The organism is Pantoea sp. SGAir0183, from assembly GCF_043545505.1.
Genome location: NZ_CP028053.1, coordinates 719,268 through 736,849 on the forward strand (window position 1 = coordinate 719,268; position 17,582 = coordinate 736,849).

The window sequence follows — 17,582 nt, forward strand, 5'->3', positions numbered from 1 at the left end:
CTGACTGGCTGCTTTAAGGTCACCCTGTGACCGTTTATCAGGAGGCAATAATGAAACGTTCTGTCGCAACGGTCTCGGTATCGGGCACGCTGCCGGAAAAGCTGCGCGCAATCGCCGCCGCCGGCTTTGATGGTGTCGAAATTTTCGATAACGATTTAGTCTATTATCCCGGCTCACCCGTGGAGATTCGCCAGTTGTGCGAAGAGCTGGGCCTGGAAATTTTACTGTTCCAGCCCTTCCGTGACTTCGAAGGCGGCCCGCGTGACAGGCTGGCACAAAATCTGGCCCGTGCGGCGCGCAAGTTTGAGGTGATGACGCAACTGGGCTGTCAGCGGATGCTGGTATGCAGTAATGTGTCACCCGACTGCAGCGATGATTTCAACACCCAGGTCAGCGATCTGCGTGCGCTGGCGGAGCTGGCCGCGCAGTACGGTATTACCCTCGGTTATGAGGCGCTGGCCTGGGGCCGACATGTCAGCCTGTGGCGTGATGCCTGGGCCCGCGTGGAAGCGGTGGACCATCCCTCCTTTGGCATTGTGCTCGACAGTTTTCATATTTTATCTCGCGGCGACAGCCTTGACGGCCTGGACATCGTGCCGCCCGAAAAAATAGTGTTCGTGCAACTGGCAGATGCGCCGCTGCTGAAAATGGACGTGCTTTCCTGGAGCCGTCACTTCCGCTGCTTCCCCGGCCAGGGGGAACTGAATCTGACGCAGTTTATGACGCAGCTGTCAGCACATGGCTATCGCGATGCCTGGTCGCTGGAGATTTTTAACGACGGATTCCGCGCTTCACCGGTAGTGCCGACGGCGCAGGACGGCTACCGATCGCTGTTGTGGCTGGAGGAGCAAACCCGCGACTGGCTGGTCAGACAACCGCTGCTGCCCAGCGCGCTGGCTTCACTGGCGGGAGAAGAATTATTTCACTCAGCGCCTCAGCCGCCGCTGCTGGCACTGGAGTTTATTGAATTTGCCGTCAGCCATAACGATGCGCTGGCGTTAGGGCAGTGGCTCACGCAGCTTGGCCTGGTGCACGCGGGCGAGCACCGTTCGAAACAGGTTTCGCTTTATCGCAACGGCAAGGTCAACGTCATTCTGAATGCGCAGCCCGACAGCCAGGCCAGCGGTTACTACCATCAGCATGGTATTTCCCTCTGTGCAGTGGCCTGGCGCGTACGCGGCGTGGAGAACCTGATTCAGCGGGCGCAGGATTATGGCTACGCTATCTGGCAGGGCGAAACCGGCCCAAATGAACGTCAGATACCGGCTTTATGCGCGCCGGATGGCAGCCTGATTTATCTGGTGGAAGACGAGCCCGCCGGTCAGGACGGTTACCACAGTGATTTCAATTTAACGCATCGCAGCGCGCCTCAGCCTGCGATGCAGACCCTGGATCATCTGGCGATCGCGTTGCCGGATGAAGCGCGCGACAACTGGATTATGTTCCTGCGCAGCGTACCGGGCTTTGTTCAGGATACCGAATGGGAACTGCCTGATCCGCTTGGGCTGGTGCGCAGCCGCGTTTTACGCAGCCCGAATGATGCTATCCGTCTGCCGTTGAATATGTCAGTCAGCCGGGAAACGCAGATCGCCCGTGCGTTGACGACCTACCAGGGGGCGGGATTACAGCACGTGGCGTTTGGTTGCGACGATCTGTTCAGCGCAGTAAAAGCCGCTCGCGAACGCGGCCTGAAAACCTTGCGCATCCCCGCTAACTATTATCAGGATCTGCTGGCGCGCTTTGACCTCGACCCGGATTTTCTGGCGCAGTTACAGCGCTTTGACGTGATGTATGATAGCGATGAACAGGGCGGAGAGCTGCTTCACGTCTATACGGAACCCTATGAAAAAGGGCGCTTTTTCTTTGAACTACTGGAGCGGCGGCGTCGCTATCACGGCTTCGGTGCGGCAAACGCGCCGGTACGGCTGACCGCCATGCGGTAATACACAGGGGCCAGGCTGACTGGCCCCGTTACCCCAATCCCGCGTTTTCTCTCTTTCCCTTTGCTGGCATCACGCCGATCACGCTCACAATCCTCACCGGACAGTCCAGACAGACTTTCCAGAAAATTCCTTATTTTTAACAAGCCATTAACGCATTTCAGCTGCCCGCACGGGCGCAGGTTGCGCGATAAACGCACAAAATTTCGATTATCGCCATTTCTTGCCCTGCAGCGCCTGCATATAGTAACTGCACATTACTTATTTCACCGGAGAGTCACCGTGGCGGAAAGCAAAGCAATTGATGTTCGGGCGTTAATCGACAGCCGCCCGCTGGGAATGTGGCAAAAGATGGTGGTGCTGTTCGGCTTCTGCATCATCGCGCTTGATGGGTTCGATATCGCCATCATGGGGTTTATTGCCCCTGAATTAAAAGCAGACTGGGGGATCACGAATCGCGAACTGGGGCTGATTATCAGCGCGGCGCTGGTGGGACTGGCGCTGGGGGCGATGCTCTCGGGTCCGCTGTCCGATAAGCTGGGCCGAAAAGTGGTCATCATTAACAGCGTGTTCTTTTTTGGCGCGTGGACGCTGATCACCGCCTTCTCGCAAAATATGGAACAGATGGTCCTGTTTCGCTTTCTCACCGGCCTGGGTTTAGGCGCGGCGATGCCGAATGTGGGGACGCTGGTGGCAGAGTTTGCCCCGGCCAGACGGCGCGCCTTTCTTATCACCGTCGTTTTTTGTGGCTTTACTTTTGGCGCGGCACTGGGCGGTTTCGCCGCCTCCTGGCTGATGCCGCACTTTGGCTGGCATGCTGTGCTGTTGCTGGGCGGCATCCTGCCGATCCTGTTTGTGCCGTTACTGCTTTGGGCGCTGCCGGAGTCGGTCTGCTTTCTGGTGGTCAGGCGCGCGGCCAGCCAAAAAATTCACCGTATCCTGGCGAAACTGGCCCCGGATCTGGATCTGCAACAGTGTACGCTGGCGTTGCCCCCGGTCAGTCGGGCTCACGCGCAACCTGTTAAAGTCGTCCTCAATGACACCTACCGCTTCGGCAGCCTGATGCTGTGGGGCGCCTATTTCACCGCACTGTTTCTGTTTTACACCCTGGGCAGCTGGCTGCCGATGCTGATTAAAGACAACGGTTTTAGCGTGGTTCAGGCAGCGGTTATTACGGCCCTGTTCCAGGCTGGCGGCACATGCGGTTCTCTGTTTTCCGGCTGGCTGATGGATCGTATTGAATCGCATCGTGCCTTATCGCTGATTTACGGTGCGGGTGGACTGTTTACTGTTTGTATGGGGCTGTCGATGACGCATCCGGTGTTGCTTGGCGGCTGCGCACTGATGATAGGCTTTTGCATTGGTGGCGCGAACACCGGAATGAATGCCCTGTCGGCCAGCTTTTATCCCACCGAGGCGCGGGCAACCGGTTCCAGCTGGATGCACGGCGTCGGGCGCGTTGGCGCAATCCTGAGTGCGCTGGCGGGCGCGGAAATGCTGGCGCTGGGATGGGGCGTTACCACGATTTTCGCGGTATTAGCGATTCCGGCCTTGCTGACGGTGGCAATGATTGCGGCGAAAGGACGCTATCAGCAGCGCCAGCGCGCGGACAGCGGCACCGTCTCCCGCTGGGGCGTCAGCCCGGGGGATATCCATTAACCTGCCCAGCCGCCGTCAATGCAGACAGGGCAGTAAGCCCGCGTCCATGTCCCGTTGCGGCACAAACAGATTTTGCTGTGCCGCGTTGTCTGCCTGACTCAGGCAGGGCGGCAGCGGTTGCGCAGGGCGCTGACGCAGTAAGGTATCAGGCTGGAACAGGGGGGAGGTTGACGTACTTACCGGTGTTGGCGCTTCCCCGCTGTCTGCACGGAATGGCGGCCGGACGGACTTTTTACCGGCGTGATGCGCATAGTGAAAACGCTTCAGTTTGCCCGGCGGTGCCGCATTGCGTGAAGCATGAATAAAGCGAATGAGCGCGACCGTGCGGAGCTGACGACTGAAACACTTCACCATACCGGATGAGGGCTTGCCCGATTCATAGCAGCGCCTGAAGAAGTGTAACGTAATCAAGGTGTTCGTCGCGGCATAGCACGCCCCTGAACAGGGTGAAACCATGCCCGATCCCGGCAACAGCAGTGAGATAAGCAGGAAGACGCGCGACAGCCAGAGAGAGGCTGGGCGTCCCGGCATTTGTGGCGAGTCCTCAGCGCCTGGTACAGATACCAAAGAGGACCGGCGCGCGCCGGCACTCAGTGACGCATCTTCCGCATGGGCCCGGACGGATTGCCGATCAGCGTGGCGATTGCAGGCAGCGATCCTGTTATGTGAAGCACAGCGGCCCTGCTGCTTTATTCGACGAAAAAACGTCATCAGGCTGGCGATAAAGAGGTTACTCATCGGCTGTTTTCATTATGTTTGCGCAACGGCCACTTACAACAGGCAAACCCTGACTGGCGGCCTCAATGTTTTACGTGCTGGCTTATCTGACAATGAAAATTCAGATTGATGCTGGACCGGATAAAATTATTTTTCTCGCGCCATTATGACGCCCGATGGCTTATTAAACGCCACAAAACACTTTCCCTGCGTCTGCGGTTAGCGTGCTCAGCAGGGCGGGCTGCGGATCAACTCACTCTCCATGCGCATCAGCCATCGACCAGGCAGTTTCTGACCGCCCTCATCGCTACGTTGCATACTGTCCGGATACAGGCAACACGGTGCAACAGATACGGCTACGCGTTATCCCTTCTTCCAGCGATGTCCAGCTATTTGATTGTAAATACTAATGAGAACCACTATCAATTCGATTGATTTTTGCTATCATTTGCCCTTATTCCGCATCCTGTATATGAAGTTGGAGAAGCAGCGTGGTAGCCAGTGATTTAATGCAAGCGGACCTTTCCGTGTGGGGCATGTATCAGCATGCCGATATTGTGGTGAAGGTTGTCATGATCGGTCTGTTACTGGCCTCAGTCGTGACCTGGGCCATTTTCTTCGGGAAGTACGCTGAGCTGAGCGCCGCCAGACGTCGCCTGAAGCGTGAACAGCTGGCATTAGGCGAAGCCCGCAGTCTCAATGATGCCGCGCGCGCGGCCCAGAGCTTCCATGCGGCCAGCCACAGCGCGGTGCTGTTACATGATGCGCAAAACGAGCTGGACCTGTCCGCAGGCGTGGAAGAAACCGGCGGCATTAAAGAACGCACTGCGTTTCGTCTTGAGCGTCGGGTTGCGGCATTCTGCCGTCATGCGGGGCGCGGGAATGGCTTCCTGGCCACGATTGGCTCGGTGGCGCCCTTCGTCGGCCTGTTTGGTACCGTCTGGGGCATCATGAACAGCTTTATCGGTATTGCCAAAACCCAGACGACTAACCTGGCGGTCGTGGCACCGGGTATCGCCGAAGCGCTGCTGGCGACGGCCATTGGTTTAGTCGCGGCGATTCCGGCGGTTGTGATTTATAACGTGTTTGCCCGTATGATCGCTAATTACAAAGCCTCCTTAGGCGACGTTGCCGCGCAGGTCATGCTGCTGCAAAGTCGCGATATCGACCTGGGAAACCTGGCTCAGCCTGAGGTCAGCCGTCCTGCCGCCGCGCAAAAACTGCGTCTGGGGTAAGCGTTATGGCAATGCGATTTAACGACAGCTCAGAAACCGATGGTGAAATGCATGAAATCAACGTCACGCCGTTTATCGACGTGATGCTGGTACTGCTGATTATCTTTATGGTGGCTGCGCCCCTGGCAACGGTGGATGTGCGTGTGAATCTGCCCGCGTCCACCAGTGCGCCGCAACCGCGTCCGGAAAAACCGGTCTATCTCTCGATTAAAGCCGATAAGCAGCTTTACGTAGGTAACGATCAGGTGAACAAGGACGCGCTTATCAACGTGTTGATGCAGCAGACGCAAGGCAACAAAGATACCACCATTTTCTTCCAGGCCGACAAATCGGTCGATTATGAAACCCTGATGAGCGTGATGGATGAACTGCGCACGGCGGGTTATCTCAAGATCGGCCTGATGGGGATGGAGACGGTAAAAAAATAACGCGTCGTTGATGTGCGCAGGCTAAACCCGTCCTGCACAGCCTTGCATTGAGTGCGTTTCGCCTGTTTCTCCTTCATCCGTTTATCCCTTGTTTTGTAAGACAGCGCGTTCAGCCCGACGCGCTTTTTTTATGCCTGAATTTTTGCCACATCTTGTCTGGCAAATCCTGCGCCGAGCAGGCAGTTACGCTACTGTAACCCTTCTGTTAATTTCTTGTTACTTAAACCAGAGAGTTTGTAAAGTGCAATGGTGATGGAGGTCACATTAATCTCACCTCTGGCAGGCTAAAAGGGATAAAAAACCAAGGAAGCAGTTATGAGCCAAAGTGAAACTTTACAAAAGCCGCCAAAAGGTGCGGCCAGAACCATTTTCAATGTTACCAGCGGTAATTTCCTTGAAATGTACGATTTTATGGTGTTTGGCTACTACGCCACGGCCATTTCCAAAACCTTTTTCCCCGGAGACGATCCCTTCTCCTCGTTAATGCTGACACTGATGACCTTCGGTGCCGGCTTTCTGATGCGTCCTCTGGGGGCGATTATTCTGGGAGCGTACATTGACCATCATGGCCGTCGTAAAGGACTGCTGTTAACGCTTGGGCTGATGGCGTTAGGCACGCTGACTATCGCACTGGTCCCGGGTTATGCCACCCTGGGTGCCGCCGCACCGATACTCATTTTACTTGGTCGCTTATTGCAGGGTTTTTCTGCCGGGGTAGAACTGGGCGGCGTTTCGGTTTATCTGGCCGAAGTGGCACCGAAAGGGCGTAAAGGGTTCTTTGTCAGCTGGCAGTCCGGTAGCCAGCAAATCGCGGTGATCTTCGCGGCTCTGCTGGGGCTGGGGCTGAATCATCTGCTCTCACATGATGAGGTGACCGAATGGGGCTGGCGTATTCCGTTTGTCGTGGGCTGCCTGATCGTCCCTTTCCTGTTCTATATTCGTCGCATGCTGGAAGAGACCGAAGCCTTTAGTCAGCGTAAACACCATCCATCAATGACCGACATTATGCGTTCCGTCGCCAGCAATTGGGCACTGGTGCTGGCCGGTATGCTGATGGTGGTGACCACCACGGTGATGTTTTACATGATCACCGCGTTCACGCCAACCTTCGGCAAGACCGTATTAATGATGAGTGACAAACAGGCCTTTATGGTGACGCTGTTTGTGGGGATTTCCAACCTGTTCTGGCTCCCGGTGATGGGCGCGCTGTCTGACCGCGTAGGTCGTCGTCCGCTGCTGCTGACGTTTACGGTATTGATGATTGCCACCGCCTGGCCTGTGCTGCACTGGATGGTTGGCGCGCCGAGCTTCGGCCACCTGCTGGCGGCGGAGCTCTGGCTCTCCTTCCTGTACGCCAGCTACAACGGCGCGATGGTGGTTTATCTGGCAGAAATTATGCCCGCTGAGGTGCGTGCCGCCGGTTTCTCGCTGGCTTACAGCCTGGCCACGGCGCTGTTCGGTGGCTTCACGCCCGCCGTTTCCAGCTATCTGATCCACGCCAGCGGCGATAAGGCGATGCCCGGCGCGTGGCTGACCTTTGCGGCCATTTGTGGATTAATCGGGACATTACTGATTGGCCGCATGGTGAAACAGTATCGCGCCCGGCATAGCGGAACCCCCGTCAGCGCGCCGCTCTAAAACGCGATATCCACCACGACGCTGTCGGTATAATTCCCTGCAGGCGGCGTATTTTGGGTGGTGAGGACACGCGCAGTGTAGTTGTAGCTGCGCGTCAGCCCATCGGTACTGACGGTATCCGCCGCCGTGCTGCTTACCCGTTCCGTGCCACTCGGTCCCCAGCGATTACTGGTCGTTCCTTTATAAATCTCGTAACTCAGTTGGTTCGTCCCACTCGCCATATTACGTACGCTGCTTACCGCGTTATTGCCGTTGCTTAACCCCACTGTATAGGTGCTTCCTTTACTGCACAGGACATTGATGGTTTGTGACACGCTGCCAAAACTGGCGACCAGCGGTGCGCTGCCAAAGCTGATATTGGGCGCAGTGATGGCGGTACAGTCGTTGCTGAGCACCACGGTAACAGTAATGGGAATGACGCCGCTGCCGGTTTGCGGTGTGAGACACAGGCCAACAGCCGAAACGCTGGTACAGATGTTGTAGGTGACCGTCATATTCAGCGTCACCGTGTAGGTCCCGGCGGCCACGGTTTGCCCGGTGAGGGTGCGCAAATAGACCGGAATGGCAAAGTTGAGACTACCCAGCAATCCCGCCAGGTTGATTAAGGTGGCGGAGTTGTAGACAAACGCAGGTCCGCCAATGGTGAGCTCACTGGCACAGGCGCTGTCGGTACATAACCGCACCGGAATGTTGTCGCTGCCGGTATCGCCGCTCCGTTTGAGGATGCCGCGCGTCCCATTGGCGTTGCTGGCGCTGGTCAGCTGAAAGGTGATCTGGTTATTGCTCAGCAGCGACAGCGCGCTGCCGGCCCCGCAGTTGACGTCAGCATTGGTCGAGGTGCTACTGACCGTGGTGTTAGCCACAAAGGTGGTCACACTGCCAAAGCTGGCGCTGGAGGCGGGCAGGGCACAGGCGGCGTAACTCAGCGAGGGTAACAGCAGCAGGCAAAGCAGCAACATTAGCGTTTTCATGGGGTGATTCCGGCAGTGGCGTTATCGGGATTAGGCACGGATGCGCCTCTGGGGAGCGGCGGCAACGGGCAGGTAAGCGGGCCATACGTTTTGAGTGCCTGCGGCTGACCGCCAGGCAACGTCAGGATCGTTTCGCAGGCGCGGCCATCAGGGGCGATCACGCGGATGGGATTGGTGGCACCCAGTTCTTCCATCCAGACAATACCGTCCCAACCCACATAGCCCGTAGCCCGTCCCGGCCGAATCACCTGGCTGGACACGGGCAGCGGCTTATCCTGACCGTCATGCAGTATCACGCTGGCGGCGCGCAACCGCTCGACCGGGAAGTTCAGCAAAAACCCACTTTGCCGTTTAACGGCAAAGCGCTGCTCGACGTTGGGCACCGTCATATCGGCGGGCAGATCGAGCGTATCGATGTCGTATTTAGCGGGATAGTAGCTGCTGATCGACGGCACCAGCAGATAGCCCTGGCGGTCGGTGCGTCCCATCGACTGATTTTCATAGCGCACATTCACGTCAGGGTAATGGGTTTTCACCACCACAAACGCATCGTTAATGGTGTTAGCGGCAAACACCTGGCTGTCCATTAACACCACCGAGCCGGACACATCGGCCCACTGGGTGAGGTTGTCGTCATCGCCGTAGAAGCCGGCAGAGGTATCGATCTTGTTATTGCGGTAACGCAGACTGCCCTGGCGATAGTCGCCACTGTTGCCGCCCTGGTTCGCCCAGGAGGCATCCCAGGCGAATCCGCCATCGCTGGGCATGGCGCGGGATAAATACGCCCGCTGGCTTTGTTGACCCTGTTGATCGCGTTCGACGCTCAGGGAAGCATTACTGTTTTCACCAAACGGAATCACCAGCGAGACTGCGCCGCTCCATTCTCCCTGCTCTCTGTCGCGGCTGGCGGAGACATACAGGCTGGCATTGCCCCACAAATTTTTACTCCAGGAGAGGTTCCACAGGCGGGTACGCTGGTTATCGCCGCTGGCAATGTCGATCCAGGCCGCGCCCAGACTGCCATAGCGATTGAGCGACACGCTGGCGGTGTACTGCGCTGTGCGCCGTGCCAGGCTGTAGCGGTTATCTGCATAGAGGGCGTTGCTCTGGCTACTCACCAACGCCAGGTTGCCAAAGCCCGCGCTGCGCACCGTATGCTGAGTGCCCAGGCTGAAACGGCTGGTGTTGTATTGATAACCCCAGCTGTACTGATTGCCCGACTCGCTGTCCAGGTGGCTCTGTGCGGCGGCGCCGTTGATCACGCCCCAACTGCCGACTTTAAACAGGGCACCTGCGCCGCCCATGGCCAAATCGCGGCTCCCTTCACCATGGCTTTCCAGTGTGAGCCAGTCTGTCAGGCCATAGCGCCACGAGCCGCTCATCGCGGCCGCACCGTAATCGGCGTTTTTGATGCCGTAATTTTGCCGAAGCGCACCGGCTGAAAAGGCGTAGTCAGACAGGCCTGGCTTGAGCAAGTTACTGGACACATAGAACGGCAGCGTCGTGACGACCTGACGACCCACCGCATCCGTTGTTGTAATCACGGCGTCACCGGCACCGTTAACGAAAGGCACGTTAGTGAGCGACCAGGGGCCAGGCTGGACATTTGCCTGAGTAGAGCGGTAGCCATTGACAAACAGATCCACCGTTGACGGCACCGCCGCCTGGCCAAAAAAGGCAGGCAAGGGATAGGTGATCAGATCCGGCCGCACGCTAAAGTCGCGGGCAATCTGGATGCCGCCAAGCCGCACGCTGCTGCTCCATGACAGCGCATCGGTAGTCAGGTCCCCCACCCGCCAGCTCAGGATGGCGTTTTCATCTTCATTGCTCCACCAGGTGTCGTAGCGAATGTAGCCGTCATTCTGGTAGCGATTCTGTCCTTCCATCTGCTGCTGTAAAACGCCATTGCTGGAGAAGTGCCCGGCGGGACCAAACACGCGCAGCTCATTAAAGGCGGCCAGACGCGTGCCTGCCACATCGGTGCGCGTGGCATAGAGATCGTAATTGAACAGCGCCCCGGTACTCACGCGTCCGGGGAAGCGCGACCCGTTCCTTTCCTCACCAATGGTCTGTTCAGGCAGCCAGCCTGGCGGCACGGTCAGCAACAGGCGCTGACGGCGATCGTCGTACTCCACGTTGACCCCGGCAAGCTGATTCACATCGACCTGCTGTTGCCCCTGAATCTTCTCCGCCGGGATCCCCGCGCGTTGTAAGTCGCCTGCCCGCACCAGGAAGTGGCCGTTTTGTTGCTCCACGGGCACAATATCGCCACGTGACAGCTGATTCACCACCAACTCCAGCATATAGCGCTGGCCCGTGGCCCCGTTGTCAACGGGCGGCGGCGGCGGAAGCGACGTAAACGTTTCTGCCCACACAAACGTGGGCACCAGACAACACAGACTCGCAATGGCGAGCGCAACGGGATGCGGGGAATACGGCTTCATTGCGATTTACTGCGCCGCGGCGCTGCGCCACTGTCCGGTGTTGGTCTCTGCGCGCAGTTCACCGCTGACGGCGGATCTGAGCGGAAAGCGCTGTGTGCTGTTCGCCAGCACATAACCATAGAGGCCGTTGCCGAGCCGCTGGCCACCAATGGTGACATTGCTGAGTCGGGCATGGCCGTTACCGCGATTCGTCAGTTCCAGGTAGCGCTTACCGCCCGCATTCACCTGACGCCAGCTCAGGGCGGGTTTTGCATTGTCGCGCACCAGACCGTTGCCATAGACAAAGAGCGGCACCGAATAGCGCATCTGAAAATTGAGCCCGGCCTGATTATCGCCAACGGCACGTGGCGTGGGGATTTCATCCAGCACAACGCGATAGGCCATCTCCTGTCCTGCGGCAGGTGGGATCTGTTTAATCAGACGGACCAGTTGCTTTTGCCCCGGTTCAATGCGCACTAACGGGGGACTGGCAACAATCTGCTGCTGGGTCTGATACTGCTCCTGGTTGTTCGTTTGCTGCCAGGCAAAAATGCGCACCTGCATCAGCGTGGTAGTATTGCCTCGGTTTTCCAGCCACAGTTCACTGGCCTTATCTTCCGGATCGATGGCCGGATCGATGGGCCAAATCATTACGGAATTTGCACCCTGAGCCTGAGGCAACACCAGAAAAGCGAACAGAAAAAACAGGGCACGCAGGGATGGCATGGTAAAGCTCCTTTTTCATCACCAGGTCAGCGTGACGCTGAGGGTGTCAGAATAAACCCCGGCGCTTGTCGGACCGGGTAATTGCAGCAAGCCGTAAATAGGTAACGTAATGTTGTTCGCGTTGCTGTAACTCAATGGCACGGCTGTGTTCACCGGAATCGGCGTGGTGTGTGCAGCATTGCTGTAGAGGTAATAAGGAATCGTGTTGGTATTGTTCGCCAGCTTCAGGTTACGGGCCGTGGTGTAATTGCTGCCGCCGTTGATGGTCATGCTCAGCGTCGTACCCGGCGTGCAGGCCAGGTTAATCGTGGAACTTTGTACATAGCTGGCGCTGACGCTGCTACTGGCCAGCCCCGACTGGGTGCCAAAATTGAGCGTGCCGAAGATCCCCGTATTGGTGCCGGAGATCACGCAACCTGCCACGATTGACGCTGAAACCTGGAATGTTGTGGAGCTGGTCGTAATGCTCCACCCATTCATACACACGATCAGCAGCAACCCGCCAGCGGTGAACGAAACAGGTGACCGTCTTACCGTCATCTGCATCTACGCCAACACAGGCACTTAATAGTTCACGGCAACGTTAATCGTGTCGGTATAAGTCCCGGCCGGGATCACCGGATTAAATCCGCCGCCTACCACACGTCCATAGATCGCGTAATTGGTGCCGAGGGTCGGATCGGTCGTCCCGCTGGGCGCAATATTCGTGTTGTTGGCGATGGCGGTCGTGAAGGACGCATCGCTGTAGAGGGTATAAGCGATGCCTTGAGTATTATCGGCGCCCAGCACCAGATAGCGTGGCGCAGAAGAAACGGTACCGTAGACGGTTCCCGGTGCTGCGTTACTGCTGGTCACCTGAACGTTAAACGTTTGGCCGGTCGTACAGCGCACATAAATGCCGTTACCCGCCGCGCCGACCAGCGTAGCGTTCAACGTACCAAAGGTGGCTGCGCTGCTACCGAAGTTCAACGAACCGAAATTGACGCCAGAGGTGGCCGACTGGCCGTTCACCAGACATCCCGTGGTTAATGTTAGCGTAGCGTTAATTGCACCCGTGGTAGTGGCAGCAAACGTCGCGGACGGCAGGGTGGTAGCAACACCGGCAGCTAACAGAAAAAGCTTGAATTTCATAACCATTCCTTACTGATTATTTAGGGTCAGTGCTTTTTCACCTGATGGTATAATGCAAAAACCTCGAAAAAATAACATTAAATCGCCAGATAACAGCAACCTGCCGTCACTCTCTCCAGTGCCCCAGAAAAAAGGGGTGCTGATTTATATTAGTTTTTTTTACTATACATCAGCGCAGGCAAAGTGGCGAAACTCATCGATAAATTTTTTATTATTTTGTTACATTGCCTGCCGCAACGGCGAATCGACAGGCGATCACGGGCTGAAGACGCAGAGCCGCAGAACTGTTTTGCCTGGCTGTGGTGTCGCTGTTATGTCTCCGTCAGTTTGGTATGAGAAAGAAGCGCATGCGGGATGTGAGGCTGAAAAGCGGCAGATGCGCTATCTTTGAATAGCTGCTGTCTGCCCGTGCGGTAAAGGTCGTCAGTGCAGGCATAACGTTGTGGTCAGGCAGCAAAACGGCGGCTCATATGCCAGCTAAAAGAGTTGATTGAGCCGGACGCTTGCAGGTATCGGAAAGCGCTATTAAAAAAGCCTAATTTAGTCGTTTCCCGCGCCGATAAAAGGGTAACAAGGCGAAAATTCCTTTCCATCATCTCTTTAACAGCGGCGTGTTCGGCGCTATTCGGAAATCACTATGTTAGTGGCCTCATACAACTCATTCATTGTCGTCATTTCGGTCTTAGTGGCGATGCTGGCTTCATTCACAGCGCTGGATATGGCGGGACGTGTTGCGACCTCAACCGGTAAAGTGGCCCTGGCGTGGCTCTTTGGCGGTGGCTTTGCCATGGGGATAGGGATTTGGGCCATGCACTTCATTGGCATGCTGTCCATGGACCTGAACATGATGATGAGTTACGACGCCTCGCTGACGGCGCTGTCCGCCGGCATTGCGGTGTGCGCATCCATCTTCGCCTTGTGGCTGGTTTGCCAGGGCAACCTGCCGCTGTTCCGCTTGCTGGGCGGCGCGATTGTCCTGGGCTGCGGCATTGTCGCGATGCACTACACCGGCATGGCCGCGCTGATGCTTTCACCGGGTATTCGCTGGAACTGGGGCTGGGTCGCGGCTTCAGTCATTGTTGCCCTTGTGGCCTCGGTGGCCGCACTGTGGCTGGCTTTTAAACTGCGCGAAGGCCCACAGGGGCGAATTGCCGCCTTGCGGCTGTGTGCCTCTATCGTAATGGGGGCCGCGATTGCCGGCATGCACTATACCGGCATGATGGCGGCGGAGTTCCCGATGGGGAGCCACACGATGTCATCCGGCGTCAACAGCAACTGGCTGGCGATTGTCGTCACGGTAGTAACCCTCGCCATACTGGGGATTACGCTGCTGGTTTCCATGCTGGATGCCCGTATGCAGGCGCGCACCTCGATCCTGGCCAGCTCGCTGGCTGAAGCCAACCGTGAGCTGGCACAACTGGCGCTGCACGACAACCTGACCCGGTTGCCAAACCGTATTCTGCTCGAAGACCGCCTTGAGCAGGCCATCAATAAAGCGAATCGTGAAAGCACGCAGTTTGCGCTGATGTTTATGGACCTTGATGGCTTCAAGGCCGTAAACGATGCCTTTGGTCACCACATCGGTGACAGCCTGTTGATCAGCGTCACCAAAAGAATGAGTGACCAGATGAAAGGCTACTACACGCTGGCACGTCTGGGCGGCGACGAGTTTGTACTGCTGATTGAAATTACCGAGCCGAATGATGCGGCGGCGGTCGCCGATCAGCTGGTTAAGGCCGTTGACCGCCCGTTCCCCATTTCGCGTTACGATCTGGTGGTCTCACTGAGCATTGGCATTGTTGTCTATCCCGGTGATGGCGAGGATGAGCGCGAGCTGATGTTTAATGCCGATGCCGCGATGTACCACACCAAAAACAATGGCCGAAACGGTTACACCTTTTTCCAGCCTTCTATGAATCTGCTGGCACAGAGCCAGTTACAGTTGAACAACGACCTCTGGCATGCGCTGGACAATGATGAACTGCGCCTGTTTTATCAACCCAAGTACTGCGCACCACACGGCCCGATTCTGGGCTTCGAAGCGTTGCTGCGCTGGCAGCATCCCCAGCATGGCCTGCTGTCGCCGGATCGCTTTCTGCCGATAGCGGAAAAAACTGGTATGATTGTGAATATTGGGGGATGGGTCATTAACGAAGCCTGTCGCCAGCTGCATCAGTGGCACCTGCAGGGCCATCAGACGTGGTCAGTCGCGGTCAACCTGTCGGCGCTGCAGTTTGAGCAAAGCAATCTGATCGACACCGTTAAGCTGGCACTGGCGACACACCAGATTCCGGCGGAGCTGTTGACGCTGGAGGTGACCGAAACCACCGCCATGCGTAATCCCGATGAAAGCGTGCGGATTCTGACCGAACTGACGCAGTTGGGCGTGAAAGCCTCGATTGATGATTTTGGTACCGGCTATTCCAGCCTGTTGTATCTTAAACGCCTGCCTGCAAGTGAGTTGAAAATTGACCGCGCCTTCGTCAACGAACTGGAGCATCATTCTGAAGATGCCACCATTGTGTCGGCCATTGTGGCACTGGCGCAGTCATTGCAGTTAAAGGTCGTGGCAGAGGGCGTGGAAACGTCGGAACAGCAAGCGTTTCTGACCCAGCTTGGCTGTAATACGCTGCAGGGCTATTTGCTCGGTAAACCGCTGCCACCCGATCGGATCGATGAGCTGAAGGAGTTTGTCGGCCCGCACGCTACTGAGCCTGCCGCACTGGAAGTGTAAGGCCCGCCAGGGATTTTTGTTAGCGCTGATCAACATGCTAAAGTGGCGCCTCTGCATCAGGAGCGACAGGCCGTGGCGAAATATCAGCGATTAATGGATGACATTCAGCAGCAAATAGAAGCCGGTATCTGGCCGCCAGGTACCCGGCTCCCGTCGCTGCGCCAGCAGGTCGCGCGTCAGGGGCTGAGCCTGATGACGGTGCTGCACGCCTACGAACTGCTGGAAAGTCAGGGCTGGATCGTTTCGCGTCCGCAGTCAGGTTATTACGTCGCGCCCCGTGCCCTTGCCGCCGCGCCGCTCAGCGTTGCCATCAGCGAACGGGTCGATATTAATGACTTCGTGTTCGATGTGTTACAGGCCTCGCGCGATCCCGCCATTGTGCCGTTTGGCTCGGCTTTTCCCGATCCGGCGCTGTTCCCGCAACGTCCGCTGATGCGTTCGCTGGCAAATGTCTCGCATCAGCTCACGCCCACGGATGCGCTGCATAACCTGCCGCCGGGCAACGCGACATTGCGCCAGCTCCTGGCTCAGCGCTATGCCCGCCAGGGCATCACCTTGTCGCCCGACGAAATCGTGATAACCAGCGGCGCACTGGAAGCCCTGAACCTCAGCCTGCAATCGCTCACCGAACCGGGTGACTATGTGGTGATCGAACAGCCCAGTTTTTATGGTGCCCTGCAGGCCATTGAGCGCCTTAAGCTCAAGGCGCTGGCGATCCCGAGCGATACCCAGCACGGCATCGACCTGCAACAGCTTGAAGACGCGCTTCAGCGCTGGCCGGTTAAAGCCTGTTGGTTAATGACCACGCTGCAAAATCCCCTCGGCGTGACCTTAACGCCGGCGCGTAAAGCGCAACTGGTTGCCCTGCTGGAACGCTATCAGGTGCCATTGATTGAAGATGATGTCTACGCAGAGCTATGGGACGACAACAGCACACCGCCGTTGCCCGCTAAAGCCTGGGACAGCCAGGGGAATGTGCTGCACTGTGGTTCCTTTTCGAAATCGCTGGTGGCGGGGTTCCGTGTCGGTTGGGTCGCGGCCGGGCGGCATGCGCAGCGAATTCAGCGCCTGCAACTGATGAGCACACTCTCGACCAGCGCGCCGATGCAGTTGGCGTTAGCCGATTTCCTGGCGACCCGACGTTACGATAATCACCTGAAACGGCTGCGGCAAAGTCTGGCTAAGCGTCAGCAACTGGCGCGCCAGGCCCTGATAAAGGTGCTGCCTGCGCAGTCAACGGTCAGTGACGCGGCGGGGGGCTATTTTTTATGGGTGACGTTGCCAGACAGTATTAATACCACACAGCTGTATCAGCGTGCGCTGGCAGAAGGGATCAGTATTGCACCGGGACAGATGTTTGCCGCAGGCGAACAGTTCAGTCACTGTTTTCGGCTTAACACCGCCTGGCCGTGGGATACGCGGGCCGAGGCGGCGGTGGTCACGCTGGGCAGGTTAATGGCAGAGATGGCGCAGGATTAAACCTGAGCGGCCTGACGATGTCCCCAGGTCAGGTAATACACATCGTAAAAGTCCACTTCACCTTTCTGCTTCAGCAAACGGGTAATGCCGCTTTTCACACGCTCTGGCGCATCCGGCAGTGACAGGATGCGGGAGACCGCCTGTTCAGGGACGGGCTCCACGTAATACCATTCGCCGTTGTAGCAAACCCGCAGATCCAGAGCATCAATATCCTCAAAACGGTATTTAGGATTGATGTCCAGCAACATCAGAAAGCTCATCACCAGCACAAATGCTGTTGCAAACCAGAACGCGGGCCAGCCCAGCATATCCGTGGAAAAAATCAGCGCGACGCACAGGCCATAGCACAGGTACATCACTGCCCACAGTCCGGGATGGGTTTTTAAAAACGAGAAGCTGAAACGCGGCAAATTATCGCGGCGTCCTTCACGGTTTAGCGTATTAATTTCGTCGATTAAGATCTGTTTAATGGCGTCCATCGTTCCCCTCACTTTCAACTGA

At 57.0% G+C, this 17,582-nt stretch carries 15 protein-coding genes; 8 read left to right on the forward strand and 7 right to left on the reverse strand.

Annotated features, from left to right (window positions below; translation table 11 throughout):
- Positions 1-50: 50 nt before the first annotated feature.
- Entirely contained in the window at positions 51-1,943 is a 1,893-nt protein-coding gene (locus tag C1N59_RS03520; protein ID WP_394550328.1) for a bifunctional sugar phosphate isomerase/epimerase/4-hydroxyphenylpyruvate dioxygenase family protein, read from the forward strand.
- Between the two features lie 279 nt (positions 1,944-2,222).
- The gene (locus C1N59_RS03525) at positions 2,223-3,599 is read left to right on the forward strand and encodes an MFS transporter (RefSeq protein ID WP_039342179.1); all 1,377 of its coding nucleotides are present in this window, start codon (positions 2,223-2,225) and stop codon (positions 3,597-3,599) included.
- Positions 3,600-3,614: 15 nt separating this feature from the next.
- Here C1N59_RS03525 and C1N59_RS03530 read toward each other — a convergent pair whose 3' ends face one another.
- Positions 3,615-4,130 (reverse strand): hypothetical protein, encoded by a 516-nt coding sequence (locus tag C1N59_RS03530; RefSeq protein ID WP_226375065.1) that lies wholly within the window; start codon positions 4,128-4,130, stop codon positions 3,615-3,617.
- 695 nt (positions 4,131-4,825) lie between these two features.
- Here C1N59_RS03530 and exbB point away from each other — a divergent pair.
- From exbB to C1N59_RS03545, 3 genes are all read left to right on the forward strand, one after another.
- A complete protein-coding gene (gene exbB, locus C1N59_RS03535; RefSeq protein WP_199227862.1) occupies positions 4,826-5,551 on the forward strand; it encodes a tol-pal system-associated acyl-CoA thioesterase in 726 nt (241 codons plus the stop codon).
- Positions 5,552-5,556: 5 nt separating this feature from the next.
- Positions 5,557-5,979 (forward strand): TonB system transport protein ExbD, encoded by a 423-nt coding sequence (gene exbD / locus C1N59_RS03540; protein WP_006118163.1) that lies wholly within the window; start codon positions 5,557-5,559, stop codon positions 5,977-5,979.
- Positions 5,980-6,294: 315 nt separating this feature from the next.
- The gene (locus C1N59_RS03545; RefSeq protein ID WP_006118162.1) at positions 6,295-7,617 is read left to right on the forward strand and encodes an MFS transporter; all 1,323 of its coding nucleotides are present in this window, start codon (positions 6,295-6,297) and stop codon (positions 7,615-7,617) included.
- Here C1N59_RS03545 and C1N59_RS03550 read toward each other — a convergent pair.
- The 5 genes from C1N59_RS03550 to C1N59_RS03570 are packed head-to-tail and all read right to left on the reverse strand — an operon-like array spanning position 7,614 to position 12,868.
- Entirely contained in the window at positions 7,614-8,588 is a 975-nt protein-coding gene (locus C1N59_RS03550; protein WP_033739775.1) for a Csu type fimbrial protein, read from the reverse strand. The genes C1N59_RS03545 and C1N59_RS03550 overlap by 4 nt on opposite strands.
- Positions 8,585-11,032, reverse strand: coding sequence for a fimbria/pilus outer membrane usher protein (locus C1N59_RS03555; RefSeq protein WP_394550329.1), 2,448 nt, complete (start codon positions 11,030-11,032; stop codon positions 8,585-8,587). Before C1N59_RS03555 ends, C1N59_RS03550 begins: the two co-directional genes overlap by 4 nt.
- 6 nt (positions 11,033-11,038) lie before the next feature.
- Positions 11,039-11,737: a fimbrial biogenesis chaperone gene (locus C1N59_RS03560; RefSeq protein WP_006118160.1), complete on the reverse strand. Its 699-nt coding sequence runs from the start codon at positions 11,735-11,737 to the stop codon at positions 11,039-11,041.
- A gap of 18 nt (positions 11,738-11,755) precedes the next feature.
- Entirely contained in the window at positions 11,756-12,277 is a 522-nt protein-coding gene (locus C1N59_RS03565; protein WP_006118159.1) for a Csu type fimbrial protein, read from the reverse strand.
- Positions 12,278-12,301: 24 nt separating this feature from the next.
- Positions 12,302-12,868: a spore coat protein U domain-containing protein gene (locus tag C1N59_RS03570; RefSeq protein ID WP_006118158.1), complete on the reverse strand. Its 567-nt coding sequence runs from the start codon at positions 12,866-12,868 to the stop codon at positions 12,302-12,304.
- A gap of 52 nt (positions 12,869-12,920) precedes the next feature.
- Between C1N59_RS03570 and C1N59_RS03575 the strand changes: the two genes are divergently transcribed.
- The 3 genes from C1N59_RS03575 to C1N59_RS03585 all read left to right on the forward strand — a co-directional run bounded on the left by C1N59_RS03575 (position 12,921) and on the right by C1N59_RS03585 (position 17,081).
- Entirely contained in the window at positions 12,921-13,259 is a 339-nt protein-coding gene (locus tag C1N59_RS03575) for a hypothetical protein (RefSeq protein WP_394550330.1), read from the forward strand.
- 246 nt (positions 13,260-13,505) lie between these two features.
- The gene (locus tag C1N59_RS03580; RefSeq protein ID WP_006118157.1) at positions 13,506-15,602 is read left to right on the forward strand and encodes a putative bifunctional diguanylate cyclase/phosphodiesterase; all 2,097 of its coding nucleotides are present in this window, start codon (positions 13,506-13,508) and stop codon (positions 15,600-15,602) included.
- Between the two features lie 72 nt (positions 15,603-15,674).
- Positions 15,675-17,081, forward strand: coding sequence for an aminotransferase-like domain-containing protein (locus C1N59_RS03585; RefSeq protein ID WP_054633191.1), 1,407 nt, complete (start codon positions 15,675-15,677; stop codon positions 17,079-17,081).
- Here C1N59_RS03585 and C1N59_RS03590 read toward each other — a convergent pair.
- Complete coding sequence (locus C1N59_RS03590) at positions 17,078-17,560, reverse strand: YlaC family protein (protein ID WP_006118156.1); 483 nt, start codon at positions 17,558-17,560, stop codon at positions 17,078-17,080. The genes C1N59_RS03585 and C1N59_RS03590 overlap by 4 nt on opposite strands.
- Positions 17,561-17,582 lie beyond the last annotated feature (22 nt).

Excerpts from the sequence above, each read along its gene's own strand:
- C1N59_RS03520 (WP_394550328.1), top strand. The coding sequence starts at position 51 with ATGAAACGTTCTGTCGCAACGGTCTCGGTATCGGGCACGCTGCCGGAA.
- C1N59_RS03530 (WP_226375065.1), bottom strand. The coding sequence starts at position 4,130 with ATGCCGGGACGCCCAGCCTCTCTCTGGCTGTCGCGCGTCTTCCTGCTT.
- exbB (WP_199227862.1), top strand. The coding sequence starts at position 4,826 with ATGCAAGCGGACCTTTCCGTGTGGGGCATGTATCAGCATGCCGATATT.
- exbD (WP_006118163.1), top strand. The coding sequence starts at position 5,557 with ATGGCAATGCGATTTAACGACAGCTCAGAAACCGATGGTGAAATGCAT.
- C1N59_RS03545 (WP_006118162.1), top strand. The coding sequence starts at position 6,295 with ATGAGCCAAAGTGAAACTTTACAAAAGCCGCCAAAAGGTGCGGCCAGA.
- C1N59_RS03550 (WP_033739775.1), bottom strand. The coding sequence starts at position 8,588 with ATGAAAACGCTAATGTTGCTGCTTTGCCTGCTGCTGTTACCCTCGCTG.
- C1N59_RS03555 (WP_394550329.1), bottom strand. The coding sequence starts at position 11,032 with ATGAAGCCGTATTCCCCGCATCCCGTTGCGCTCGCCATTGCGAGTCTG.
- C1N59_RS03560 (WP_006118160.1), bottom strand. The coding sequence starts at position 11,737 with ATGCCATCCCTGCGTGCCCTGTTTTTTCTGTTCGCTTTTCTGGTGTTG.
- C1N59_RS03565 (WP_006118159.1), bottom strand. The coding sequence starts at position 12,277 with ATGACGGTAAGACGGTCACCTGTTTCGTTCACCGCTGGCGGGTTGCTG.
- C1N59_RS03570 (WP_006118158.1), bottom strand. The coding sequence starts at position 12,868 with ATGAAATTCAAGCTTTTTCTGTTAGCTGCCGGTGTTGCTACCACCCTG.
- C1N59_RS03575 (WP_394550330.1), top strand. The coding sequence starts at position 12,921 with ATGCAAAAACCTCGAAAAAATAACATTAAATCGCCAGATAACAGCAAC.
- C1N59_RS03580 (WP_006118157.1), top strand. The coding sequence starts at position 13,506 with ATGTTAGTGGCCTCATACAACTCATTCATTGTCGTCATTTCGGTCTTA.
- C1N59_RS03590 (WP_006118156.1), bottom strand. The coding sequence starts at position 17,560 with ATGGACGCCATTAAACAGATCTTAATCGACGAAATTAATACGCTAAAC.